General features: G+C 63.3%; 20 protein-coding genes and 1 riboswitch. Of the genes, 14 read left to right on the top strand and 6 right to left on the bottom strand.

Annotation, left to right across the window (positions count from 1 at the left end):
* Window positions 1–18: 18 nt before the first annotated feature.
* The gene (locus tag GV035_RS06010; protein ID WP_159834074.1) at window positions 19–1,089 is read right to left on the bottom strand and encodes a putative urea ABC transporter substrate-binding protein; all 1,071 of its coding nucleotides are present in this window, start codon (window positions 1,087–1,089) and stop codon (window positions 19–21) included.
* A 58-nt stretch (window positions 1,090–1,147) separates the two neighbouring features.
* Window positions 1,148–1,244, bottom strand: a riboswitch (guanidine-I (ykkC/yxkD leader).
* Window positions 1,245–1,702: 458 nt separating this feature from the next.
* Between GV035_RS06010 and GV035_RS06005 the strand changes: the two genes are divergently transcribed.
* The 6 genes from GV035_RS06005 (at window position 1,703) to GV035_RS05980 (ending at window position 10,287) form a co-directional block, all read left to right on the top strand.
* Window positions 1,703–2,380 carry a heavy metal response regulator transcription factor gene (locus tag GV035_RS06005; RefSeq protein WP_159834988.1) on the top strand — a complete coding sequence of 226 codons (678 nt, stop codon included), beginning with the start codon at window positions 1,703–1,705 and terminating at the stop codon, window positions 2,378–2,380.
* Entirely contained in the window at window positions 2,380–3,798 is a 1,419-nt protein-coding gene (locus tag GV035_RS06000) for a heavy metal sensor histidine kinase (RefSeq protein ID WP_159834987.1), read from the top strand. The genes GV035_RS06005 and GV035_RS06000 overlap by 1 nt, the downstream gene beginning before the upstream one ends.
* Before the next feature lie 346 nt (window positions 3,799–4,144).
* Window positions 4,145–4,426 carry a DUF4148 domain-containing protein gene (locus GV035_RS05995; RefSeq protein WP_236572455.1) on the top strand — a complete coding sequence of 94 codons (282 nt, stop codon included), beginning with the start codon at window positions 4,145–4,147 and terminating at the stop codon, window positions 4,424–4,426.
* 449 nt (window positions 4,427–4,875) lie between these two features.
* Window positions 4,876–6,117, top strand: coding sequence for a TolC family protein (locus GV035_RS05990; RefSeq protein ID WP_236572454.1), 1,242 nt, complete (start codon window positions 4,876–4,878; stop codon window positions 6,115–6,117).
* Window positions 6,118–6,214: 97 nt separating this feature from the next.
* Window positions 6,215–7,240, top strand: a complete 1,026-nt coding sequence (locus GV035_RS05985) for an efflux RND transporter periplasmic adaptor subunit (RefSeq protein WP_236572453.1) — start codon at window positions 6,215–6,217, stop codon at window positions 7,238–7,240.
* Entirely contained in the window at window positions 7,237–10,287 is a 3,051-nt protein-coding gene (locus tag GV035_RS05980) for an efflux RND transporter permease subunit (RefSeq protein ID WP_159834071.1), read from the top strand. The genes GV035_RS05985 and GV035_RS05980 overlap by 4 nt, the downstream gene beginning before the upstream one ends.
* An 81-nt stretch (window positions 10,288–10,368) precedes the next feature.
* Here the strand turns inward: GV035_RS05980 and GV035_RS05975 are convergent, their stop codons facing one another.
* Both GV035_RS05975 and GV035_RS05970 read right to left on the bottom strand, forming a co-directional pair.
* Entirely contained in the window at window positions 10,369–11,391 is a 1,023-nt protein-coding gene (locus tag GV035_RS05975; protein ID WP_201303916.1) for a Kelch repeat-containing protein, read from the bottom strand.
* A gap of 183 nt (window positions 11,392–11,574) precedes the next feature.
* Window positions 11,575–13,065 carry an MmgE/PrpD family protein gene (locus tag GV035_RS05970; protein ID WP_159834070.1) on the bottom strand — a complete coding sequence of 497 codons (1,491 nt, stop codon included), beginning with the start codon at window positions 13,063–13,065 and terminating at the stop codon, window positions 11,575–11,577.
* A gap of 534 nt (window positions 13,066–13,599) precedes the next feature.
* Here GV035_RS05970 and GV035_RS05965 point away from each other — a divergent pair.
* Both GV035_RS05965 and GV035_RS05960 read left to right on the top strand, forming a co-directional pair.
* Window positions 13,600–13,875, top strand: a 276-nt coding sequence (locus tag GV035_RS05965) for a 4Fe-4S dicluster domain-containing protein (protein WP_159834984.1), incomplete at its 5' end; no start/stop codon positions are given.
* A gap of 350 nt (window positions 13,876–14,225) precedes the next feature.
* Entirely contained in the window at window positions 14,226–15,107 is an 882-nt protein-coding gene (locus tag GV035_RS05960) for a LysR family transcriptional regulator (protein WP_159834069.1), read from the top strand.
* Between the two features lie 15 nt (window positions 15,108–15,122).
* On the opposite strand, the gene GV035_RS05955 is transcribed toward GV035_RS05960, so the two are convergent.
* A complete protein-coding gene (locus GV035_RS05955) occupies window positions 15,123–16,148 on the bottom strand; it encodes an AraC family transcriptional regulator (RefSeq protein WP_159834068.1) in 1,026 nt (341 codons plus the stop codon).
* 155 nt (window positions 16,149–16,303) lie between these two features.
* On the opposite strand from GV035_RS05955, the gene GV035_RS05950 reads away from it, so the two are divergent.
* The 4 genes from GV035_RS05950 to GV035_RS05935 all read left to right on the top strand — a co-directional run bounded on the left by GV035_RS05950 (window position 16,304) and on the right by GV035_RS05935 (window position 20,265).
* The gene (locus tag GV035_RS05950) at window positions 16,304–17,242 is read left to right on the top strand and encodes a 3-keto-5-aminohexanoate cleavage protein (RefSeq protein WP_159834067.1); all 939 of its coding nucleotides are present in this window, start codon (window positions 16,304–16,306) and stop codon (window positions 17,240–17,242) included.
* 75 nt (window positions 17,243–17,317) lie between these two features.
* Entirely contained in the window at window positions 17,318–18,667 is a 1,350-nt protein-coding gene (locus GV035_RS05945; RefSeq protein ID WP_159834066.1) for an MFS transporter, read from the top strand.
* Window positions 18,668–18,689: 22 nt separating this feature from the next.
* Entirely contained in the window at window positions 18,690–19,430 is a 741-nt protein-coding gene (fabG, locus tag GV035_RS05940; RefSeq protein ID WP_159834065.1) for a 3-oxoacyl-[acyl-carrier-protein] reductase, read from the top strand.
* Between the two features lie 43 nt (window positions 19,431–19,473).
* Window positions 19,474–20,265: an SDR family oxidoreductase gene (locus GV035_RS05935; protein ID WP_159834064.1), complete on the top strand. Its 792-nt coding sequence runs from the start codon at window positions 19,474–19,476 to the stop codon at window positions 20,263–20,265.
* 67 nt (window positions 20,266–20,332) lie between these two features.
* On the opposite strand, the gene GV035_RS05930 is transcribed toward GV035_RS05935, so the two are convergent.
* Entirely contained in the window at window positions 20,333–20,896 is a 564-nt protein-coding gene (locus GV035_RS05930) for a thioredoxin family protein (protein WP_159834063.1), read from the bottom strand.
* A gap of 216 nt (window positions 20,897–21,112) precedes the next feature.
* On the opposite strand from GV035_RS05930, the gene GV035_RS05925 reads away from it, so the two are divergent.
* A complete protein-coding gene (locus tag GV035_RS05925) occupies window positions 21,113–22,882 on the top strand; it encodes a cytochrome c biogenesis protein DipZ (RefSeq protein ID WP_159834062.1) in 1,770 nt (589 codons plus the stop codon).
* Window positions 22,883–23,039: 157 nt separating this feature from the next.
* On the top strand, window positions 23,040–23,336 hold the full coding sequence (locus GV035_RS05920) for a DUF4148 domain-containing protein (protein WP_159834061.1): 297 nt from the start codon (window positions 23,040–23,042) through the stop codon (window positions 23,334–23,336).
* 73 nt (window positions 23,337–23,409) lie between these two features.
* On the opposite strand, the gene GV035_RS05915 is transcribed toward GV035_RS05920, so the two are convergent.
* Window positions 23,410–23,580, bottom strand: coding sequence for a hypothetical protein (locus tag GV035_RS05915; protein ID WP_442859524.1), 171 nt, complete (start codon window positions 23,578–23,580; stop codon window positions 23,410–23,412).
* Window positions 23,581–23,655 lie beyond the last annotated feature (75 nt).

Below are 23,655 nucleotides of genomic sequence, written 5' to 3'. Positions count from 1 at the left end.
TTGAGGACTCGAAGATGATCAGAGCTTGCCCGCGGCCGCCATCTCGACGTAAGTCGGATCGAAGCGCAGCTTGACGTTGCTCTTGTTGCCGATGACGACGCCCTTGTCGAACGCCATGCCCACCGCGTCCGCGCTCTTCGCGTCCTGACCGAGCAGGCCGTGATCGAACGAGAACTTCGCGACGCGCGTCATGATCTTCGGCAGGTCGGGGCTCGTCACGAAATCCAGCGCGGATTTCGGCGTATAGAAGAGGGCAGTGGTGGACAACTGGCCTTTGAAGTTGGCGAGATCGGTGCCGGAGGACTTTGCCATTGCGGTGAGCGCGCTCGTGGTCTCAGCGGAGTTGCCGTGCATCAGCGCGACCATCTCGAACCAGGCGCCGGTCAACGCCTTGCCGAGCGCCGGGTTTTCCTGAAGCGTCTTCGTGTTCACGACCATCATGTCCATGATTTCGCCGGGAATCTTGCTGGAATCGAAGACTTCGGTGACGTTAGGCTGTGCCTTGAGGTCGGCGAGCATCGGGTTCCACGTCACCGCGTTGTGAACGGCAGGCGTCGCGAATGCGCCGGAAATATCGGCATCGGATGTATTGACGACCTTGAGATCGCGCTCGCTCATGTGGGCGCTGTCCAGCGCGCGTGCGAGCAGATAGTGCGACACGGAGAACTGCACGAGGTTGACCTGCTGGCCCTTCAGATCGGCGATCTGCTTGCCCTTGCCCTTCATGAGCACGCCGTCGTTGCCGTTGGAGTAGTCGCTCACGATGAGCGCGGTCGAATCGACGCCGCCCGCCGCCGGAATGGTGAGCGCGTCCATGTTGGTCATGGCGCAGCCGTCGAACTTGCCGGCCGTGTATTGATTGATGGACTCGACGTAGTCGTTCAACTGAACGACATCGACGTTGATGCCGTACTTCTTGGCCCATTTCGACACGATGCCCTGGGTCTTTGCCTGACCCCAGGGCATCCAGCCCGCATAGATGGTCCAGCACACCTTGAAGTCGTTGCGAGGGGCGGCGAACGCGGCGCTCGAAGCGAACGTGACGAGGGAAACGGCGGCGATGCCAAGACAGCGGACGAGCTTGCGCATGAGGTTGACCTCGGAGGAGACGGTTGGCGACGGCAGGGAGCAGCGCAAACATCGCGTTCTCTCCCGGGCTTTTGTCCCGCCGTGTAACCTCGTGCGAGGTCGACAGCTCTCGGACCAGCATCTGCGAGCAGACCGGAACCCTAGCCGTCCATTTCAGATTGTTTGGTGAACCGGATGACGCGCCGGCTCCTTGCGCAACGGTTAAAGCGGGAAGCGTGCCAGCAGCGTGGGTTCGAGCCGAAGCGCGTTTTGCGGGCGGTTGCCGCATTCAGCGCACGTCTCCACGCACTGCAACAGGCCACGATGCACCGTTTTCGGGCGGCTTGAGTGTCCGCGCGCAATAAGGGGGAAAGCGGAAGTGAGTTCAGTGGCCATTCGGCGGCAACAGGATGCATGAATGCCGCTCACCGGGAACGCGGTGCATCACGGGATCGAGTCTCCTCGCCTGCAATCAACTCGCTCTACACCGCGATGCATCAGCGAAGACACCTTCTGACTGCCGCACGCCTCGCTGCTCACTGCGGCCCGTTAGATGTCGAAACCGTAATCATGTGCCTTACGAAACCTGCGTAGAATCGGAAAAGAGGTGCTGACGATTCGCTTGAGGCGCGGTATGCGGTTATTGATCATCGAGGACGAACAGAAGGCCGGTGTGTACATCAAAAAGGGCCTCGAGGAGGCCGGCTATTCGGTCGATGTCGTCGCTGACGGAGCAGAAGGGCTGATCCTAGCCACCGCAGAACACTATGACGTCATCGTTCTCGACGTCATGTTGCCGACGATGGACGGTTGGACCGTCATCAGAAATCTTCGCGAGTCCAAGTCGACGCCGGTGCTCTTCCTTACCGCGCGCGATGACGTCGACGACCGCGTGCGCGGCTTCGAGCTGGGCGGCGATGATTATCTCGTCAAGCCGTTCGCATTCGTCGAACTGCTTGCGCGTGTGCGCTCGCTGGCCAGACGTGGCGCGGTGAGAGAAACGGATTGGATCGCGGTCGCCGACCTGGAAATCGACGTGACACGCCGCAAGGTCAGGCGGGCGGGCAAGCGCATCGATTTGACGCCGCGCGAGTTCGCCTTGCTTCAATTGCTGGCGCGCCGGCAAGGGGAAGTATTGAGCCGCACGCAGATCGCCTCGTATGTGTGGGACATGAATTTCGACAGCGACACGAATGTCGTCGAGGTGGCGATTCGGCGCTTGCGCGCGAAGATCGACGACGAGTTCCCGGTGAAACTCATCCAGACGGTGCGCGGTGTGGGTTATGTACTCGATCCGCCGGATAAGGAATGATCCGCACCCGATCACTCACCACTACTCTCGCCTTGGCTTTCGCGGCCACCACGCTTGCGGTGTTCGGTATCGTTGGCAGCTTCGTGTATCTGGCGCTGGAAAGACAAGTCCGCGTACAGGACGATCTCGACATCGTGCTTGCTGCACGTCACACGCGGCGCCTTACCGAAGAACTCTCGGACTATGCGGACGTTCGTCGTCACGACGAGCGTCTCGAGAATCAGGTCTTGGGCAACGAGGCGCTTTCGCTGAAGATTGCCGACGCTTCGGGGTCGGTGCTCGTGCAACACAATCTGAATGCATCGGCATTATCGCCGACGCTGACTGGGCACGCGGTTCCCAGCACGGAGCAGATAAGCGACCACGCGATCGTCGCCGGAAGCACCGTGGACAATCAACCGGTGCGTGTTCTCGAAGCTGAAGCTCGTCTGAAGAACGGGACCATTGCGACGATCGTCATCACGCGCGACATGCGAGATCGGTGGCTATTGCTGGATCGCTATCGCGACAGACTGCACCTCGCGGGCGTGGTCGGCGTCCTGCTCGCATTCGGCATCGGCTTCTTTCTCGTCCGGCGCGCGCTTCGGCCTCTTTCGGAGATAGCGGACAGTGCGGCCACGGTCACGTCCGCGAATCTCAATACGCGGATAGCCATGGACCGCGTGCCGACGGAGTTGGAACCGCTCATCGCAGCGTTCAACGCGATGCTTGCCGGGCTGGAGGACAGTTTCCAGCGGCTATCGCAATACACGGCGGACCTCGCGCATGACATGAGAACGCCGCTTGCCAACATGCGTGGCGCCACGGAAGTCGCGTTGGCGCGGGCGCGCTCGCCCGACGAATATCAAGCCTTGCTGGCCTCCAATCTCGAAGAATGCGATCGCCTTTCGCGCATGATCGAGAACGTGTTGTTTCTGGCGCGTGCCGGGCATCCCCAGTTCGCGAAGAACATGCGTGTCTTCGACGCGAGTGAACAACTGCAGCGAATCGCCGAATATTTCGAGGGTTTGGCCGACGATGCCGGCGTGCGCATCGTGGTGACGGGACAGGGGCGCGTGCGGGCGGACATCGAGCTCTTCAGGCGCGCGGTCAGCAACCTGCTGGCAAATGCCGTGCGACATACCCCCCGCGATGGTGTCATCACACTGTCCGTCTATGCCGATGCGGCCTTCGTCCGCGTCTGCGTTGAGAATAAAGGCTCCCGCATCGATGCGTCGTTGCTCGAACGCATCTTCGACCGTTTCTATCGCGTCGATCCTTCGCGCGTGGTCTCGGGCCGTTCGGCAGGCTCCGCGGGGTTGGGACTCGCCATCGTGCGCAGCATCATGGAGTTGCATCAGGGCTTGGCGCACGCGGAAAGCGATGCGCGCAGCACGCGGTTCATCCTCTCTTTTCCCCGGCTCGACGACGCACCTTGAGCATCGGTGCGCGCGGTTCGTCATGCGGTTTGATTTCGAAATCGTAATCCGGCGGTCAGCTTCGCCTCAGCCTGTGAATCGCACAATCATTCCAACGTCGTTGCCATGCGCGCGACGGTGAAAGGCAAAGGTGCAAACCCGCAGAGCCCTTCCGGACCATCCGCAAGCACTCATGTCCGCGCAAGCAAAGGTGGCTGCAATGAAAGAGCACGAGCTTGGCTACGGCGGCGCGCAAGCCGGCGAGCAGGCGGGCGGTACCTTGCCGGCGCGAGTGCATAGCGCGCATTGAAGCGTCCTGATCGACGTCTGCCTTGCAGGAACCAACCATCAATCACAGGTGAATCTCGTGAAAAAGATCGTATCTCTCATGCTCGCGACGATGGCCCTCGCAGTGGCCGCTCAGGCATCCGCACAAACCAGTGAAGTGACTCGCGCGGAAGTAGTGCATCAACTGGCGCAGGCGCAGGCTCAGGGTTTGCTGCCATCGAACGGTGTCCAGTACCCGCCCAACGCACGGACGGTCGCGCGCAACCGGGCAACGTTTGCTGCGCGACATGACACGCACAACACCGCCTCGCCGACCAACTCGGGCTATGGTGGTGTCGAAGACGGTCATGGCTCCGAATGAGTCGAGGTGATCGATCAGGCGCAGGGCAGGGTCGAGCGGTCGGGCAATGAACGCGCCCTGCGTTTCTTTCGATCACTTCCCAAGCGGCGATAACGACCCGTTCCGCACGTCGCACATCCACGGCACGAGCAATTCAGCCTCCTGTCCGTCCCGCTCCGCATCGTTTAGGTGACAGTTAAGTCTCGCTTAAGCGATCGTTATCGACAATTCGTGAGCGTTTTTCAATGCTGCTGCTCCGGACCAGCCGAAGCGGGGAGAAAGACTTGCCTCTTTGTTCTGCCATTCCTTTCATCCACTCGCGGTTCAGTCGATCAAGTCTCGCCTTATCGACAGCCGCTTGCTTGCTGGCGCTGTCGGGCTGCGCCTCATACCACCGCGAGCCGCTCGCGCCGTACGCGAGCCGAACGTCGTCGAGTGAGTTGCAACGCGTTCGGATCGATTCATCGCGCATGCCATTGCCCGAGCTTGCCGCGCACCGCTTCGATCCGTCGGACGGCTTCGACATCGAAGAAGTGGCCATGCTGGCGGTCGCGAACAATCCTGCGCTCAAGCTCGCACGCGACGATCTGCATATCGCATGCGCACAGGCTTATTCGGCGGGGCTTCTTCCGGACCCGCAACTCGGCCTCGCGCGCGACTTTCCCGGCGCCTTCGGTGCGGTGCCCGCGTTCAGCTATGCGTTGAGCATCGACGTGATGGCCATCGTCACGCGCAGCGCGAACAAGCAATCGGCGGATGCCACCGTCGCGAAGACAGACCTCGGTCTGCTCTGGCAGGAATGGCAGGTCATTGCACAGGCGAAGCAACTCTTCGTCAAATCGCGTTTCCAGACAGACACGTTGCCGCTCTTGCAGCAGCAGCGCGACCTCACGCGCATGCGCTATGAGCGTATAGCTCAGGCGCAACGAGAAGGCAATCTTTCCTCGGACGCGCTCACTGCGGCGCTCACCGCTTACACGGACGCGAACCGGCAATTCACCGATATGCAGCGCGCAGCCGTCCAAACGCATCACGACCTGAACGCGCTCCTCGGTGTTGCGCCCGATGTGGAGTTGAAACTCACCGCCAGCGATGCAATCGCGCCAATGCCCGCGAACACGATAGAAGCAGCGTTGCAGGCACTGCCGACACGCCGTCCGGATCTGCTTGCCCTTCAGGCGGGCTACGAGGCACAGGAACAAAAATACCGTGCAGCGATACTGGGCCAGTTCCCGAGCCTCTCGGTCGGCTTCGTGCGCGCCCGGGACACGACTCCGATCTACACGAGCGGCTTCCAGATCAACCTCAGTCTGCCGATCTTTAACCGCAATCAGGGCAACGTCGCGATCGAGCGGGCCACCCGCCAGCGTCTGCACGACGAGTACGAGGACCGGCTCAACACCGCATACGCAGACGTTGCGCAGCTGCGTGCCGATACGGTCATCCTCGCTTCGCAGTTGCGCGCGACGGAGTCCGCGCTGCCAGAAGTCGATCGCGCTGCGAAGGACGCGGCCGCTGCGTACGCCGAACACAACCTTGCGCTGCCCGCCTACGTCGATGCACAGAGCGCGGCTCTGATCAAACGCATCGATGCCGCTACCTTGCGGGAGTCGCTCGCGGAACAGCGCGTCGGTTTGCAGGCGCTGCTGGGCAGCGCGATTCCCGACGCCTACTCCTCCGATCAGCAATTCACCGAAATCAATGCGAAATAACCGCATCAGGCTCATAGGTAGCCTTACTGCTGCGCCTGTCGCAGTCGTCATCGCCCTCATGGGTTCGCCCGCGCAGGCGGACGAGGCGCCAGTGCCCGTGACCGCGGTGCAAACCGTCGCACTGACGCGTGGCCCGATATCGCGGCCCGTCCACGCATATGGCGTGGTGGCGGTTTCCGCGTCGAACGTGACGACGATCGACCTTCCTTACATCGCGCGCATCGTACAGATGCGGGTACAGGCGGGGCAAAGCGTCGTGCGGGGCGCGCCGCTCTTCGTCGTGCAGGCGGATCCGGCCGCCGTCGTGGCCGCAGCGCAAGCGAGGAGCGCGGCGCAGCTTGCAAACGACGAGCTCGCGCGCACGCAATCGCTCTTCGATAAGTCGCTTGCGACGCGATCGCAACTCGCCACTGCGCGAAAGGCCGCGCTCGACGCAAGAGAGGCGCTTGCTGCGCAGAATCAGCTCGGCGTTGGCAATGGACGAACGACGGTCGTCGCGCCGCATGACGGCGTGGTGACACAGGTATCTGCCGGCCAAGGCGATCAAGTGCAGGCCGGCGCTGCGATCCTTCAACTGTCGGCGGGAACGCGCGGCGGCGACGCGCAGCCGAACGTGACATTGGGCGTTGAATCCTCCGATATCGCGTCCATTCACCGGGGCGATAGCGTCACCGTCAGCGGACTGTCGACTGCCTTGCAGAGCGCGCATATCGCGGGACGCGTGGTGATGGTGGGCGCAGCCGTCGATCCTCAGACTCAGTTGGTCAGTGTCGGTGCGAACGTTCCGACCGGGCCAAGCGCCTTTATTCCCGGCACGCGCGTAAAGGCGGATATCGATACGCAGGCGGGCGTTCACTGGATCGTGCCGCGCAGCGCAGTGCTACACGATGCGCAAGGGGACTACGTGTTTCAAACGGGAAGCGACGGCAAGGCGCACCGAGCGAACGTGAGGATCGTTGTCGAAGATGATGGCCGTTACGGCGTAGAGGGGCCGCTGGATGCAACGCGCAAGCTCGTCGTCGTCGGCAACTATGAGTTGCATGATGGGGCACCCGTTCGGATCGACGGCGGCGCAGCACCACGCGACAGCGGGCCGAATGCAAAGCAGGGACCGGCGCAATGAACTTCGGTCAGTGGATGCAACGCCATTCCCGCTCGTTGCTGTTCGTCATCGCGCTTCTGGCCCTCGCGGGCGGGCTTACCGCTTTTCGCATGCCGATTTCGCTTTTTCCCAACGTCGCGTTCCCGAGAGCCGTCGTTTCCCTCGATGCCGGCGACCGGCCTGCCGGGCAGATGACCACGCTCGTGACGATGCCCGTCGAAGAAGCCTTGCGCCGCGTGCCCAACGTACGCGATGTCGAATCGAGAACGAGCCGGGGCTCGGCGGAGATCTCGATCAACTTCGACTGGGGCACGGACATGGCGCAGGCGACATTGCAGGCGCAGTCGGCCATCAGCGAGATACTCGGTACCTTGCCGCCGGGCACATCCATGCAAGTGCGCCGGATGGACCCGACCGTGTTTCCGGTGCTCGCCTACAGCCTCACGTCGCAACGACAGACGCAATCCGCACTGCGCGACCTCGCGCAATTTCAGCTTCGGCCTTTGCTGTCTTCGGTTGAAGGCGTGGCGCGCGTCGATGTCATGGGCGGGGCTCAGGACGAGTTCGAAGTCGCGATCGATCCCGCGCGTCTTGCGGCATACAAGCTGTCGCTGGCGGACGTATCGAAGGCGATAGGCGCGAGCAACGTGCTCATGGCGACCGGCCGGATCGAAGACCACTACAAGCTGTATCTCGTCATCGCGAACACGACGATCACGCGCATCGACGAACTCAAACGCGTTGTCGTTGCGTCGAATGGCGGCACGCAGGTCTCGCTCGGCGATGTCGCCAACGTGCGGCAAGGCATCGTGCCGCAGTGGATGCGCGTGACCGCCGATGGCAAGGACGCGGTGCTCGTCAACATCTATCAGCAGCCGGGTGCGAACAGCGTCGCGATGGCGCGGGCCATCCACGCAAAGCTCGCGGACTTCGAACACAAGATGCCTTCCGGCGTGCATCTCGCGAACTGGTACGACCAGAGCGAACTGGTAATCGCGTCGGCCACCAGCGTGCGCGATGCCATCATGATCGGCGTGGTGCTGGCCGCCATCACGCTGTTCGTGTTCTTGCGCAACTGGAAGATCACGGCCATCGCCGTTGCACTGGTGCCGGTGGTCATGGCGTCCACCATCTTGTTGCTCGATGTCTTCGGCATGGGCTTCAACATCATGACGCTGGGTGGCATGGCCGCGGCCGTGGGTCTCGTCATCGACGATGCAATCGTGATGATCGAGCATGTCGTGCGACGCATGCGCGAAGGCGGCGCGCGCGCATTTCATGGCCGTGTGATGGCTGCGGCGCTGGAGTTCACGCGTCCGCTCGCGGGCTCGTCCGCTGCAACCCTGATCATTTTCGTGCCCCTCGCATTTCTCTCGGGCGTTACCGGCGCCTTCTTCAAGGCGCTGTCGGTGACGATGGCGAGCGCGCTATTCATCTCCTTTCTCGTGACGTGGCTCGCGGTCCCGATTCTTTGCGACCGATGGCTCAAGGCGAAGGATGCGGAAGAGCACAAGGAATCGCGCCTCGCCTCGTGGATGAACCGGCGTTATGCGGTCCTGGTCGCACGCGTCACCGCGAAGCCCTTGCTGGTTCTGGTGGGTGTCGTACCGCTGATAGCGGCTGCGGGCTTTGCGTTCACGCAGGTTGGCAGCGGCTTCATGCCGACCATGGACGAAGGCGGTTTCGTGCTCGATTACCACACGGCGCCGGGCACTTCGGTCGGGGAGACGAACCGGTTGATGCAGCAGATCGAAGCGATCCTGCAGTCGAATCCGAACGTCTTGACCTATTCGCGCCGCACGGGAGCCGGTCTCGGAGGCGATCTGAACGAGCCCAACAAGGGGGACTTCTTCGTCCGGCTGAAGTCGGGCAATCGTGAGCCGATCGAAACCGTCATGGAGGAGATACGCTCGCGCATCGACAGCCAGGTGCCCGGTGTGAGCATCGAACTGGCTCAACTGATGGAAGATCTCATCGGCGATCTGACGGCCGTCCCGCAACCCGTGCAGATCAAGATCTACTCCGACGACCAGGATACCCTGGATGCCACCGCACGCAAGGTCGCGGCGCGAATTGGCAAGATACCCGGCGTTGTCGATGTAACCGACGGCATCAATCCGGCTGGCGATGCGCTCGAGCTACGCATTCGTCCCGACGCAGTGGCCGCCGAAGGCATGGACGTGCAGTCGGTTGCGCAGGCGGTCTCGGACATGCTGCAGGGCAGTGTCGCCACGCAGTTCGAGAGTGGGCCGAAAACGGTGGGCGTGCGCGTTCACATCGCGAATGCATTGACGCTTACGGACACACAACTGGGCCAGTTGCTGGTTCGCGCGCCGGACGGCCATTTGTTTCCGGTGGGCCGCGTGGCGAGCATGGTCAAGGTCACGGGGCAGCCCGAGATCAGCCGCGACAATCTCAAGCGCATGGTGGCGGTGACCGCGCGCATCGACGGGAGGGACTTGGGTTCGACCGTCGCCGACGTACAGAAGGCGCTTGGAGAACCGGACCTTTTGCCGTCGAGCGTCTATTACGAGCTTGGCGGTCTGTATCAGCAACAGCAGATAGCGTTCAAAGGCTTGATGACGGTGTTCGGCGCAGCCGTGGCGCTCGTATTTGGCTTGCTGCTCTTTCTATACGAACGTTTTCGCGTCGCCCTGGCGGTCATGGCCATGCCGTTGCTTGCGGCGGGCGCGGTATTCGTGGGGCTGTGGATGACGCACATCGAACTGAACATCTCGGCGATGATGGGCATGACGATGATCATCGGCATCGTGACGGAGGTCGCGATCTTTTACGTGTCCGAGCTACAGGACCTGGTGCGCGACGATGGCATGGCGTTCGACCGCGCGCTGATCGAAGCCGGCCGCAACCGCTTGCGGCCCATCGCGATGACCACCATTGCCGCCATCCTTGCGCTTCTGCCGCTGGCTTTCGCGCTCGGACAAGGCTCGGCCATGCAGCAGCCGCTGGCGATCGCGATCATCTCGGGACTCGTCGTTCAATTGCCGCTCGTACTGCTGCTCTTACCTGTGCTTCTCCGACTCTTGATGCGACCGCGAACCAAGTGAAGCCACAGTGGAATACGCAAGGGACGCACTTGCCACAGGCCATCAGAACATGCGACACGAGCCGGCGTCGGCTTTCTTACGTCACATCGTGAAGACCTCGTGAACCGAAGTCTGAAACCGCCCGCCGTTCATGGGCCCGCCTCCCGCCACGTGGATGGCGTCGCCGACGATTGCCGCGCCCATGCCGTGCCTGGGCGTCATCATCTGCGCATAGGCTTGCCATGCGTCCGACGCGGGATCGTAGGCTTCGTTCTGGCCAAATACGCGCCGCGTGCCTTCGCCGCCCATGCAAAAGAGCTTGCCGCGCCATGCCACGCCGCCGTGGCCCGAGCGAGGCGTCGGCATCGGCGCGCACTCTTGCCACGCGTCCGTCTTCACGTCATAGGCGACGTGCATGCCGGTGTTGAAATCGAAAGTATCCATGCGTCCGCCGGCGACGTGAATGCGCCCGGCGAGCGACACGGCCGCCGAATGGTCTCGCGGGCCGGGCACGGGCGCGAGCGTCGTCCAGTTGTCGCTCTTGGGATCGTAGACTTCGTGCCAGTCGACCGAGCGCGTGTCGCGACCGCCGATCGCGTGCAAGAGGCCATCGTGCGCAACGACGGAAATCGCGCCGCGCGAGCCGCGCGACAGCGGACGGATACCCTGCCAGCGATCGTCGGCGACGACATAGGCATAGCAGTCCGGCACGGCGATGCGGTTCTGTTCGACGAAGCCGCCGAACGCATAAACGACGCCACCCAAAGCCGCGACTCCGACATGATTCGCGCCGCGCGGAAGGGGTGCAGCTTCGCGCCATTGATTGCGTGCCGCGTCGGACACTTGATGGTAGGGGCGCGCGACTCTGCCCGCGCCGTAGCCGCCGATCACGTGCATGCGATCGCCTTCGCTCGTCGCCCAGGCCATCTCGCTGCGCGGCAACGGAAGTGGCGGCGCGCTCGTCCAGTGGCCCTGGTCGGAGGCGACCGGAGCCGGAGAGTAAGTGAAGCGCTGCGCGTAGACGTCGGGCGGAAGCTGCGTCGCGGCGGGGTCTCGAAGCGCGCTGTACAAGCCGCCGCGCTGGATGGCGTCCATTTCTTCGGGCGTCGGCATATCGGAAGACATGCCGGCCGCGCGAGCGCCGCGCCATAGGGCATAGAAGCCGGCGCAAGCGGCCATGTGCAGGGTGCGGCGTCGATGACTGTTCACGGGCGGACTCGCGGTTGGCTCGGCGTTGGCGGACGAAGACATCTTCAGGCGAGTGTAGTCGATCGGCGCATGCGTCTTCGCCGCTGGCCCCGCCATGACTTACCGATGAACCGCCGCCAACGCGATATCGGCCGCGCTGTCGAGCTGCTCGACGTGCCAGCACTTGTCGATCAACGCGCGCGTTTGATCGGCGGACAAAATGCCGTCCGCGAGATCCGAGAACTTCTTCTCGAGCTGCTCATCGGTCATCGGCACTTCGGTGCTGCCGATCGCGTGCTGAATGAACTTGTGCAGCTTGCGGCCGTCCTTCAGCGTGATGGTCATGTCGACCTGCTCCGGTTTGATGGCCGGATCGACGATGGCATTCACCTTCTCGCGCAGAGCAACGGTTTGCGGGTCGCGGACCTTCGCATCGCTGAACTGCTTCTCGCCGGCGGCGCCGTCGATGATGGCGATCGCCACCGCGTGATAGATGCTGAACTTTCCTTCGAGCCCGATATTCGGCGTCTTCTTTCCCGTGAGTTCGATGACGAGCGGATGCACGCGCAAATCGATTCGCTCGATCTGATCGGGAGTCAGGTGGTTTTCGTTGCGAAGCTGGATGGCTGCATCGAGCGCGGGGTGAATCACGATGCCGCATGCGAACGGCTTATACGTGTTGAGCGTCGATTCCCAGTGCGTGCCGAGACCGTCGGTGATCTCGCGGTAATCCTGCTTCGTGCTGATGGTGTTGGCCCATCCGCGCTTCGCCTCGATCATGCCGTCCGAGCTCGTGTAGTCCTTGCCTGCGAGGATCGCCGCGAACATGCCGTTGGCGGCCGCGCGGCCCGGGTTGAAACTCTTGTTCATCGAGCCGAACGACTCGCGCAGGCCGACCGGCTGCGACGCCGCCAGCCGGAGCGCCCAGACCGTCTGCTGCACGCTCAGGCCCATCAGTTTCGACATTGCAGCAGCAGACCCGAAGACGCCGCATGTTCCTGTGATGTGCCAGCCGACATCGTAATGATTCGGGTACACCGCATTGCCCATCCGCAATTCCGTCTCGACGCCGAGCACCAGCGCGTTGAGGAAATCCTTGCCCGTCACCGGCCGATATTGCGCGTACGCGAGAATCGCGGACACCACCGGACCGGCCGGATGGATGATGGTCTTCAGATGCGTGTCGTCGAAATCGAAGATATGGCTGCTCACGCCGTTGATGAACGCCGCGTTCATGATATCGAAGCGCTCGGTGCGGCCGAGCAGGTTGGCTTGCGGCGGACCCGAGAACGGCGTTAGCGCCGCCACCGCGCGGTCTACCGTTTCGTCGTGCGATCCGCCGACCGCGACGCCGACCCAGTTCATCAGCGTACGCACGCCTTCACGGCGCACGTTCGCGGGCAAGTCCTGATAGGCCGTGCGATGAATGAACTCGGCGAGGATGCGCGTGACTTTAGGCGGTTGTGCGTTGGCTTTGGCGGTGGACGAGGGCGCGGAGGCGCTCGATGCGGCATCGTTGCCCTGTGCGAGCGCGCCTGTTCCCGCGGTCGCCGAGGCAAGCGCGCTCGCCGCACCTGCCTTCAGGAAATAGCGCCGGTCGATTGCTGGCATGGATTCGTCTCCTTGTGTCGTTGATTGCGTGGGATTGCGGACGTGCCGCCCTTCATGCGGGCGAGGACAGGGCGTGCAGGTCGCGAGGCTCGACCTGACGCGTGCTCTCGATGGGGACGCTACCATGACCTTGATGTGCGTGCTGCCCGAGAACGGCAGGTTGTTCTGGCCAGCATGCAGGCGGCACGAGAATGCGTGTGCTGTTCCAGGCCCCGTTGACGCCTGGCATCAATCGCTTGGTAACACGGTTCGGGCGTGAATGGCCAGCATCCCGGCGCGTCTGCCGCAGCGACGCCAACGGGGCCGCGCCCGGCGACAGCCTACGGGTTAACGCTATCGACGAAGACACATTTGCGGGGCGCCTGGCGCCCGGTTCCAACTATAAGCGGCGCTAATGCAATCCCGATGACCTGCCTGAGTTCTTCGGACCGTTTTAATCTTGGAGAACGGCCTCGATTGCTTCAGTTGAACAATACCGCTGCTTGAACTCGTCGGGCGTCAGGTAGGCCAGGCTTGAATGCGGCCGGATGGCANGAGTGCATTCTGTGCGCGAGCTGCTCGACATCGTGCCCGAGCTTCTGGTGGAATCCGGACAAGTTCGTGGGTCCGGCGGGCTTGCTGCAGGCGTATCGCTTTATCGCCGATAGCCGCGATCAGGCGACCGGCGAGCGTCTCGACAACCTGGAAGACCCGTATCGCCTGTTCCGCTGCCACACGATCATGAACTGCGTCGATGTGTGCCCGAAGGGTCTCAACCCGACGAAGGCCATCGGCAAGATCAGGGAAATGCTGGTGCGGCGGGCGGTTTAAGCTCACGCGCGCCCCGACGCGGGCGCGCGCCATCCTTCCTCGCGGCTCATCGTGGGCTGCGTTTGACTACCGCAAAGCTCAGCGCGATGGACCCGGTCGCGGGGCTGTCCTCCACTTCGCTTCCGACCGCACCATAAGCCCGATAACGCGGCGGTCGAGGCGATGCGTTCAGTTCGTCCTTCACCGCAGGCGTCTCAGCTTGTGTTTCGTTGCCGCGACCCGCAGCGCGACGACGCACGGTCGTGCGAGATGTCATGTCTAGTCTCCTGAGTGAAATGCCTACGCTCATTCCACGCTTCGACGTTCCATTTGTAAAATGAATGATTTTCCGCATCCGATAACGGCATCGAATGGAACTCAAACTGTTGAAGGCATTTCTCGCGGTCGCGGAACTGCGCCACTTCAGCCGCGCTGCGGACGCGCTGCACGTGAGCCAGCCCGCTCTCAGCAAGCAGATCGGTGCGCTCGAAGCGAGCCTCGGCGGCAAGTTGTTCGAGCGGGGCAGGCATGGCGCGGAGTTGACGCTCTTCGGTGAAGCGTTCCTGCCGGATGCGCAAGCATTGATCCGCGATGCCGACGATATCCTCGCGCGCGCACGCGACGCCAGCAGCGGCCGATCCGGGCATCTGCGCATCGGCATATGTCTTTCGGTGCTGACGCTGGTGCCGAGGCTCATTGCCGACTTTCGCCAGCAGAATCCCGGCGTAGCGATCACGCTCTCCGATCTTTCGTCGTCGGAACAGAGCCGGCGCATTCTCGCGGGCAAGCTCGATGCCGGCTTCATGCGCCTGCCCGCCGCTACCGGGCTCACATCGTTCAGAGTGATCGATGAAGGTCTCGCGCTCGCGATGCCCGCCGACAGCCGCTACAAACGCCTTCCGACGGACCTCGGCGTGCTCAACGATATCGGCTTCATTGCGTTGTCGCGCGCACGCGGTCCGGGCCTCGCGGCGCAGATCGACCGATGGTGCGGCGAACGCCGTTTCGTGCCGAACATCACGCAGCACGCGGAAGACGTGCAATCGGTGCTCACGTCGGTGGCCGCGGGCGTGGGCGTCGCGTTCATTCCGTCGCGTGCGCAGCATCTACTGCGCGATGCAACCGTCCTGCCGCTCAACGGCAAGCACGCGAAGTGGCGCGTGGGGCTGGCGTGGCCGTCGGCGAGAGAGCATGCGGTCACGACGCGCTTCGTGCGTCATGTACGGGAAGCCTTGAAGGCTGTCTCAAAGTAATAAGGACGGCGAAGCTTATTTCCGCAGCTCGCCCGGTCCTTTACCCGTCCAGCGTTTCAATGCACGACGAAAGTTCGCCGTGTCGCTGAAGCCGAGCAACATGGCGACGTCGTCGGTGCTCATCTTCGTCGTCTTCAGATATTCGAGCGCGAGCGAGCGGCGCACGTCGTCGACAATCGCGAGAAACGACGTGCCTTCCGCTTGCAGCCGCCGCCGCAACGTGCGCGTCGTCATGTGCATCTGCTCGGCCGTGGCCTCCATGCCGGGAAAGACGCCGGGCGTGCTCATCAGTATCTGGTAGACCTCGCCCGCGACGCCGCTCGATGTCTTTGCCTGACCAATGAGCCTGTCGCACGTTTCCTGAAGCAGCGACGCCGTGAGCTGATGCGCGAGCTGCGGCTTGCGATCGAGAATCGCGCTGTCGTAGATCAGCGCGCATTGGTCCTGATCGAAGTAGCAGGGACAGCCGAGATACTCAGCGTAAATGTCCGCGTGAGCGGGCGCGGGGTACGAGAAACATGCCTTCACCGGCGGACACAACCCGCCCGCGACATCCTGAAGATGCGTGACATGCTGCGTGTATTGCTGCTCGATGATGAACTCGCGCAACTCACGCGATGGACTGGAAATAAAGGCGTCGGGAAAGGTCCAGACCATGCGGTCCGGATACTCGGTCCATTCGATCGCAACGGTCGGCGTTGCAAGCCGATGGTACTTCACGCCCAGCTTGAAGTAGTCCCGCAGCGAGAGGCAGGACATGAGCGCATAGCCGTACATGCCGTAAGCCGACAGATGCAGCTTTCTGCCGACCTTGAACGGCGTCGCGGGATCGCACGACAGGGATATCGCATTACGGCACACGGTGGCGTACTGGCCGATGGACGTGAGCACGGACGCATCCTGCAACGCCTCGACGCTCACGCCCGTGCCGCGCAACGTGTCTGCCGGCGCGATGCCTTGCTCCGCCAGCACCTCCACCAGCGCCGCGATCTTGTACGGCGCATACATGCGTTCGTTGAGTGGGGGACGGATCGTCGCCATGACTTTCTCGCTGAATTCGCTATGTCCTCGCAGGACTCTCGCCTGTCCGGAAATGACCTTTCGGGCGGGATGCTAACTCAATAAGATCAGTGTCACAAGCCGCCGTTGCGCACAGCGCGGCGGCAAGAATCAGGCATGGAGACGAGGACCGCATCATGAGCAATCCCGGCCGCAAGGTGATCATTTCGTGCGCCATCACGGGCGCCACGCACGTTCCTTCGATGTCGGAGCATCTGCCGCTCACGCCCGAAGACATCCGCACGCAGGCGGTCGAAGCCGCTGAAGCCGGCGCCGCGATCATTCATCTGCATGCGCGCGATCCCATCGACGGACGCCCCACGCCTAGCCCCGATATCTTCAGGCAGTTCGTGCCCGCCATCGCGGATTCGACCGATGCCGTCATCAACATCACGACGGGCGGCAGCACGCGCATGACGCTCGAAGAACGGCTCGCGTATCCCTTGAGCGCGGCGCCCGAGATGTGCTCGCTCAACATGGGTTCGATGAACTTCTCGATTCATCCGCTTGCGTCGAAGATTTCGACGTGGCGTTACGAATGGGAAAAGGGCTACGTGGAAGGCATGGAAGACATGATCTTTCGCAACACGTTCAAGGACATCAAGCACATTCTGCTCGAACTGGGCGGCAAGGGCACGCGCTTCGAGTTCGAGTGTTACGACCTCGGGCATCTCTACAATCTCGCGCATTTCGTGGATCAGGGGCTCGTGAAGCCGCCGTTCTTCATCCAGTCGGTGTTCGGCATTCTCGGCGGCATGGGCGCGGACCCGGAGAACATGACCGTGATGCGCGCGACCGCTGACCGCCTGTTCGGACGCGACGACTACCTGTTTTCCGTGCTCGGCGCGGGACGTCATCAGATGCCGCTCGTCGCGATGAGCGCGATTCTCGGCGGCAACGTGCGCGTCGGCCTGGAAGACAGCATCTATCTCGCGAAGGGCGTGAAGGCCGAATCGAACGCGCAGCAGGTCAGGAAGATCCGACGCATTCTCGAAGAACTGTCGTTCGAGATTGCGACGCCTGCGGATGCGCGCGCCATGCTCGGCCTCAAGGGACGCGATCAGGTCACGCTCTGACAACACACTCATCGAATCCACGCTGCCCGACCAAAGCAACTCATAACAACGGCAGCCCTTCTTTCAGGAGACAACATGAACACCGGCGCTCTCAACGACACGGTCGACGCGATACATCGCGCCGCGACACGCAAAGCGATGCTGCGGCTCATCCCGCTCATGTGCGCGATCTATTTCATGTCCTTTCTCGACCGCACGAACGTGGCGCTCGCCAAGGTGCAGCTCGCGGCCGACGTGGGCATCAGCGCCGCCGCCTATGGGCTGGGTTCGGGCATCTTCTTCATCGGCTATGCGCTGCTGGAAGTGCCGAGCAATCTCGCGGCGCATCGCGTGGGGCCGCGCCGCTGGATCGCGCGCATCGCAGTGAGCTGGGGCATTCTTTCCACCGCGATGATGTTCGTGCAGGGCGAGTGGTCGTTCTATGTGCTGCGCGTGCTGTTGGGCATCGCCGAAGCGGGCCTTTTTCCCGCGCTCATGTACATGGTCACGCTGTGGTTCGCGCCTGCCGACCGGCCTATCGCGGTCGGCTGGATCTACACGGCGCCCGCGCTCGCGCTCGTGCTCGGCAATCCGATCGGCGGTGCGCTGATGCAGTTGGGCGGCATGGGCGGCCTGCACGGCTGGCAGTGGATGTTCATGATCGAAGGCATTCCGAGCGTGCTCGCGGGCGTGCTGCTGTATTTCAAGCTGCCGGAGCGTCCGCACGATGCCCGCTGGCTTTCCGCCGACGAAGCGCGAGCCCTCGAAGCGCGCGCGGTCATCGACACGCATGGTCATCCGGAACTGACGTCGGCGGACTGGCTCGCGGCGCTCAAGCGGCCGACGACGGTGCTCATCGGACTCATCTACTTTCTGAATCAGGTGGCCTTCGTAGGACTGTACTTCTTCACGCCCGCGATGATTCATCAGATGCACGTCAACACGCCGTTTCTCGTCGGTCTGCTGTCGAGCAGCGTCGGCGTGGGTTTCCTGCTGGGCGTGCTGATTCTGCCGCGCATTCATCGGCGCTATGGCAACGACTGCGTGTATCTGGGCATACTCACGGCTGGGCTCGTCGCGGGCGCGTGTGCGTTCGTCGCGGCGTCCCATCCGGCGGCGCGCATGACATTGCTCGCGGTCACGGCGTTTTTCGGCGGCGGCGTCCTGCCTTCGTATTGGGCGATCGCGATGAAGCGGCTGCAGGGCATTCAGGCAGCGGCGGGCCTCGCGTTCATCAACACGATCGGGCTGATCGGCGGATTCGTCGGACCGTATCTGTTCGGCATGACCGAGACCGTCACGGGGCGCAGCGATTCGGGCTTCCTCGTGATCGTCGTGGCATCGGTGCTGGGGCTCGCGCTCGTGCCGGTATTCGCGAGAGCGATCCGGCGCGAAGCGGGCGCGGCATCGGCGATGAGCAATGCCAAGGCGGCCATTCACTCCTGACTGACACGAGAAGACTGAAACGATGAGACTCAAGAACAAAGTAGCCATCATCACGGGCGCGGGCCAGGGCATCGGCGCGGCCACCGCATTGAAGTTCGCGCGCGAAGGCGCGGTCGTTATCGCGTGCGATATCAACGACGCCGCCGCGAAGGACGTGATCGCGCAATGCCGCGAGGCGGGCGCCGAAGGCTCCGCGTTTCGCGTCGACATGTCCGACCGTGAGAGCGTGAATGCGATGGTCGCAGCCGTGCGCGAGCGCCACGGCAGAATCGACGTGCTCGTGAACAACGCGGGCATCACGCGCGATGCGCGCCTGCAGAAGATGACCATCGAACAGTTCGATGCCGTGATCGACGTAAATCTGCGCGCCGTCTTTCACGCAAGTCAGGCGGTCGTCGACGGCATGATCGCGCAAGGCTCGGGCGTGATTCTCAATGCGAGCTCGGTGGTCGGCATCTATGGCAACTTCGGGCAGACGAATTACGCGGCGTCGAAATTCGGCGTGATCGGCTTCACGAAGACCTGGAGCCGCGAGCTGGGACCGAAGGGCATTCGCGTCAATGCGGTCGCGCCGGGTTTCGTCGAGACGCCGATTCTGTCCACCATTCCGGACGACGTGCTCGGCAAGATGCGCGCGCAAGTGCCGCTCGGACGGCTCGGGCGGCCCGAAGAAATCGCCAACGTGTACGCCTTTCTCGCAAGCGACGAAGCGAGCTATATCAACGGCGCGGTGATCGAGGTATCCGGCGGCATGACGCTGTGATGCTTCGATACGGCCGCGCGCTACCGCATGGTGCAGACCGGACATGAACACATTCGAACTTCTCAAACCGCAGCCCGGCTTGCGCGTGCTGATCACCGGCGCGGCGTCGGGCATCGGCGCGGGCATCGCGAAAGCCTTTCTCGAGACGCAGGCGCACGTATTCATCTGCGATATGGATGCCGCGGCCGTCGAACGCTTCACGGCAACGCATGCGTCGCTGCATGGGTGCGTGGCCGACGTAAGCGATTCGCAGCAGGTGGATAAGGTCATCGACGAGGTGCGCGCCGCGCTCGGCGGCCTCGACCTGCTGATCAACAACGCGGGCATCGCGGGTCCGACGGGGCCGGTCGAAGAACTCGATCCCGTGCAATGGGAACGCACCGTCACGACGAATCTCAACAGCCAGTTCTACTTCTTGCGCAAAGCGGTACCGCTCATGAAGGAAACGTCGGAGCAGGCGAGCATCGTCACGATGTCATCGGTGGCGGGGCGGCTCGGCTATGCGTTTCGCACGCCGTATGCCGCGACGAAATGGGCGCTCGTCGGCCTCATGAAGTCGCTCGCCATCGAGCTTGGGCCGAGCAATATCCGCGTCAACGCGATCCTGCCCGGCGTGGTACAGGGCGAACGGATGGATCGCGTGATCGCGGCGCGCGCTGAAGCAGTCGGCGCGACGTTCGACGCCATGCGCGACGAGTATCTGAAGAAGATATCGCTGCGCCGCATGGTGACGGTGGAGGATATCGCCGCGATGTCGCTCTTTCTCGCATCGCCCGCGGCCCGGAATGTCACGGGGCAGGCTATCAGCGTGGATGGGAACGTGGAGTATTTGTGAGGTGGGGTGCCCTGGTCGGCTCTAGTCAGCGCGGAAGCGTCGCCGCGCTGACGCAGCTCACCGCCTTTCACTCCGCCTTCTCCCGAACCCCCAACAACGTCCTGATCTTCTCCTCCGTCTGCGCATACTGCCCTTCTCCGAAGTGGCTATACACCAGCTTGCCGTTCTGATCGATCAGATAAAGCGCCGGCCAGTACTGATTGCCATACGCCCGCCACGTCGCGAACTGATTGTCCTGCGCGACCGGATACGTGATGCCGTTGCTCGCTATCGCTTTCTTCAGATTGCCTGTATCGCGCTCGAACGCGAATTCCGGCGAATGCACGCCGATCACGACGAGCCCCTTGTCGCGATAGCGCGCGTTCCACGCCTTGATATACGGCAGCGTGTGCGCGCAGTTGATGCAGTCGAACGTCCAGAAATCGACGAGCACGACCTTGCCGCGCAACTGCTTAAACTGCAGCGGCGCGCTGTTGAACCAGTTGTCGATGCCCGTGAATTCGGGCGCTTCCGCTCCGATTGCGATCGCCGCCGGCGCGAGCGCCGACGCGCCGTTCGACGCGAATACCGCAAAAGCCGCCGTCGCCGCGATGCCCAGCGCGACCGCCGCAATCCTGAGACGACCGAACATGATGACTCTCCTCGTTGGTTGATGTCAGCCCGTATTGCAGCGCGTCGATGTATCCACACTATGTCCGGCGGTCAAGCCAATCGCATCGCCATGTATCGCCGGGCGCAGCAGATACATTGCGATACATAACGCCCGATTCGGGACATTCGCGCGATACATGAAAGCCGTCGAATACGTGGAACGGGGCGCATCGCTCATTTCATGGAGAACGGTCTCATGTTGCTGATCATCGTGGCTTTTCTGGGCGGCGCGTTCAGCGTGCTCAGTCCCTGCATTCTGCCGGTCGTGCCGTTCATCTTCGCACGCTCAGACCGGCCGTTTCTCACCGACCGCCTGCCGCTTCTCGCCGGACTCGCTGGCATGTTCACGCTCGTCACGGGCCTCGGCGCGGCGGGCCTCGCGGGCGCGGCGCAATTCAGCCAGTACGGCCGCTGGCTTGCGCTTGGCCTGTTCGCGCTGTTCGGCGCGTCGCTGCTCTTTCCCGCTATCGCCGCGCGCCTTGCGCTTCCGCTTTCCGCGCTCGCGGATCGCTTCACCGCGCGGTCGCAGGCGCAGGGCGCATCGCGCCGGATCGTCCCCGCAATGCTGCTCGGCGCGGCCACCGGCCTGCTGTGGGCGCCGTGCGCGGGACCGATACTCGGCGCGATTCTGTCCGGCGCGGCGCTCAACGGCGCGAGCTGGCACACCGGCGCGGCGCTCGCGGCCTACGCGACAGGCGCGGCGTGCGCGCTCGCGGTGGCATCGTCGCTCGGCAAGCGCGCGCTCGACGGCCTCAAGCGGTCGTTCGGCATCGGCGAGCACGTGCGCCGCGCGATGGGCGCGCTCGTGCTGCTGACCGTCGCGGCGATCGCATCGGGTGTCGATACGCGCGTGCTCGCGCTCGTCCGTAGCGTCTCGACGGATGGCATCGAAAGCCGGCTCGTCGGGTTGCTGTCCGCGCACGCTCCGGCACGCGGCGACGCGCAGAAGCCGCGCATCGTGCGCGTGGCGATGCCGGCTTCGAACGCGTCGGCGAGCCTTCCGGTACAAGGCGCGCTGCCCGCCCTCGACGGCGCGACGCAGTGGCTCAACGGCCCGCCGCTTTCCCGCGATGCGTTGCGCGGCAAGGTCGTCGTCGTCAATTTCTGGACGTATTCGTGCATCAACTGCCTGCGCACGCTGCCTTACCTGCGGACGTGGGCACAAGAGTACGGCGGCAACGGGCTTGTCGTGCTCGGCGTGCATACGCCCGAATTCGGCTTCGAGCACGACACGGGCAACGTTCAGCGTGCGCTGCGGGATCTGCACGTGTCGTATCCCGTTGCCGTCGATAACGACTACCGCATCTGGCAAGCGTTCGGCAATCGCTATTGGCCGGCGTTCTATATCGTCGATCAGGAAGGGCGCATTCGCTATCACCACTTCGGCGAAGGCGGCTACGAGCAAGCCGAGCACGTCATCCGGCAATTGCTGGGCGATGCGGGTACGTCGCCGGACGCCGCCGCGCGGCCAGCGGTCCTGGCGAGCGGCACGCAAGTGGCTGCGGACCCGGCGCACGAGGCGTCGAACGAAACGTATGTCGGCTATCGCGAGGCGGAAGGACAGGCGTCCGCCCAGCCAGTGTTGCGCGACGCGCCTGCCGCCTACGCGCTGCCGCAACGTCTCGCGCTCAACGAATGGGCGGTCGGCGGGCAGTGGAACATCGGCGCGGAGGCGGCCGTGCCGGTCGCGCCGCACGCGCGCATCGCCTATCGGTTTCATGCGCGCGACCTGCATCTCGTGCTCGCGCCCGCCGCCGACGGCAAGCCGGTGCGCTTTCGCATCACCGTCGATGGCGCGGCGCCGGGCGCATCGCATGGCGCGGACGTCGATGCGAACGGCAACGGCGTCGTCGATACCGCGCGCCTCTATCAGCTCGTGCGTCAGAGCGGAACGGTCGATGACCGCACCTTCGAGATCGAGTTTCTCGACAGCGGCGCGCGGGCGTATGCGTTCACCTTCGGCTGATTTTCGTATCGCCACGTATCTGGCGCAGCGCGTGAGACATGCGCTTGCAGCGGGCAGCCGACGCGGAAACAAGCCGGATACGTTCGCGCGTTTTAATACGTCTCATGCAAGGCCGATCAGATCCGGCCTTGCAACCCCTTAACCTTCGGAGAACGTCATGAAAGCCATTCAACTCTTTGCAGTCGCCGCGCTCGCTGTCGCGCCCGTCGTTTCGTTCGCGCAGAGCGGCAACGAGGTTACTCGCGCGCAAGTGCGCGCCGAGTTCGTGCAACTCGCGCAGGCCGGCTACAACCCGGCGAGCGATCATTCGCAATATCCGACGAACATCGAGGCCGCGCTGGCACGCGTGCATTCGGGCGATGCCGCATATGGCGGCGCAGCGGGCGGCGCGTCGCAATCGGGCGCGCGGCACGACGATGTCGTCGGTTTGGGCTCGCCGTACGCGCGTCCGTGAATTAAGCGGCGTTGCATCGTGAGGAACTGCCCGCGATGCGACGCCACGCGCGGTTTCAACACCAGCCGCGCTTTTAGACCGCCGCCTTCACGCGGATGCAGGTCAGCGTGGCGTCCATCGCCCGCGCGAGTTGCCGCGCGATCGCAATTCCCCGCTCCGCGCCGCCCGTGCCTCCGTTGCGCGAGCCTCCAGCCGGCGTCGCGAGGAAGTGCCTTCGCGATGCAACGCGAACACGCCCGTTCACGACACCCGACCGCCTTCACGCGGATGCAGGTCAACGTCGCGTTTGCCCGCGCGAGTTGAGCGCGATCGTAAGTGC

It is taken from the genome of Burkholderia sp. 8Y (genome assembly GCF_902506145.1).
GTDB lineage: Bacteria > Pseudomonadota > Gammaproteobacteria > Burkholderiales > Burkholderiaceae > Caballeronia.
Note: the sequence above shows the minus strand (reverse complement) of the source record. Positions and strands in the feature narration are given on the sequence as shown.

Coding starts and splice junctions, on each gene's coding strand:
- GV035_RS06010 (WP_159834074.1), bottom strand. CDS start 1,089: ATGCGCAAGCTCGTCCGCTGTCTTGGCATCGCCGCCGTTTCCCTCGTC.
- GV035_RS05955 (WP_159834068.1), bottom strand. CDS start 16,148: ATGGCGACGATCCGTCCCCCACTCAACGAACGCATGTATGCGCCGTAC.
- GV035_RS05925 (WP_159834062.1), top strand. CDS start 21,113: ATGTTGCTGATCATCGTGGCTTTTCTGGGCGGCGCGTTCAGCGTGCTC.
- fabG (WP_159834065.1), top strand. CDS start 18,690: ATGAGACTCAAGAACAAAGTAGCCATCATCACGGGCGCGGGCCAGGGC.
- GV035_RS05920 (WP_159834061.1), top strand. CDS start 23,040: ATGAAAGCCATTCAACTCTTTGCAGTCGCCGCGCTCGCTGTCGCGCCC.
- GV035_RS05975 (WP_201303916.1), bottom strand. CDS start 11,391: ATGTCTTCCGATATGCCGACGCCCGAAGAAATGGACGCCATCCAGCGC.
- GV035_RS05950 (WP_159834067.1), top strand. CDS start 16,304: ATGAGCAATCCCGGCCGCAAGGTGATCATTTCGTGCGCCATCACGGGC.
- GV035_RS05990 (WP_236572454.1), top strand. CDS start 4,876: ATGCCATTGCCCGAGCTTGCCGCGCACCGCTTCGATCCGTCGGACGGC.
- GV035_RS05930 (WP_159834063.1), bottom strand. CDS start 20,896: ATGTTCGGTCGTCTCAGGATTGCGGCGGTCGCGCTGGGCATCGCGGCG.
- GV035_RS05945 (WP_159834066.1), top strand. CDS start 17,318: ATGAACACCGGCGCTCTCAACGACACGGTCGACGCGATACATCGCGCC.
- GV035_RS05980 (WP_159834071.1), top strand. CDS start 7,237: ATGAACTTCGGTCAGTGGATGCAACGCCATTCCCGCTCGTTGCTGTTC.
- GV035_RS05960 (WP_159834069.1), top strand. CDS start 14,226: ATGGAACTCAAACTGTTGAAGGCATTTCTCGCGGTCGCGGAACTGCGC.
- GV035_RS05970 (WP_159834070.1), bottom strand. CDS start 13,065: ATGCCAGCAATCGACCGGCGCTATTTCCTGAAGGCAGGTGCGGCGAGC.
- GV035_RS06005 (WP_159834988.1), top strand. CDS start 1,703: ATGCGGTTATTGATCATCGAGGACGAACAGAAGGCCGGTGTGTACATC.
- GV035_RS05935 (WP_159834064.1), top strand. CDS start 19,474: ATGAACACATTCGAACTTCTCAAACCGCAGCCCGGCTTGCGCGTGCTG.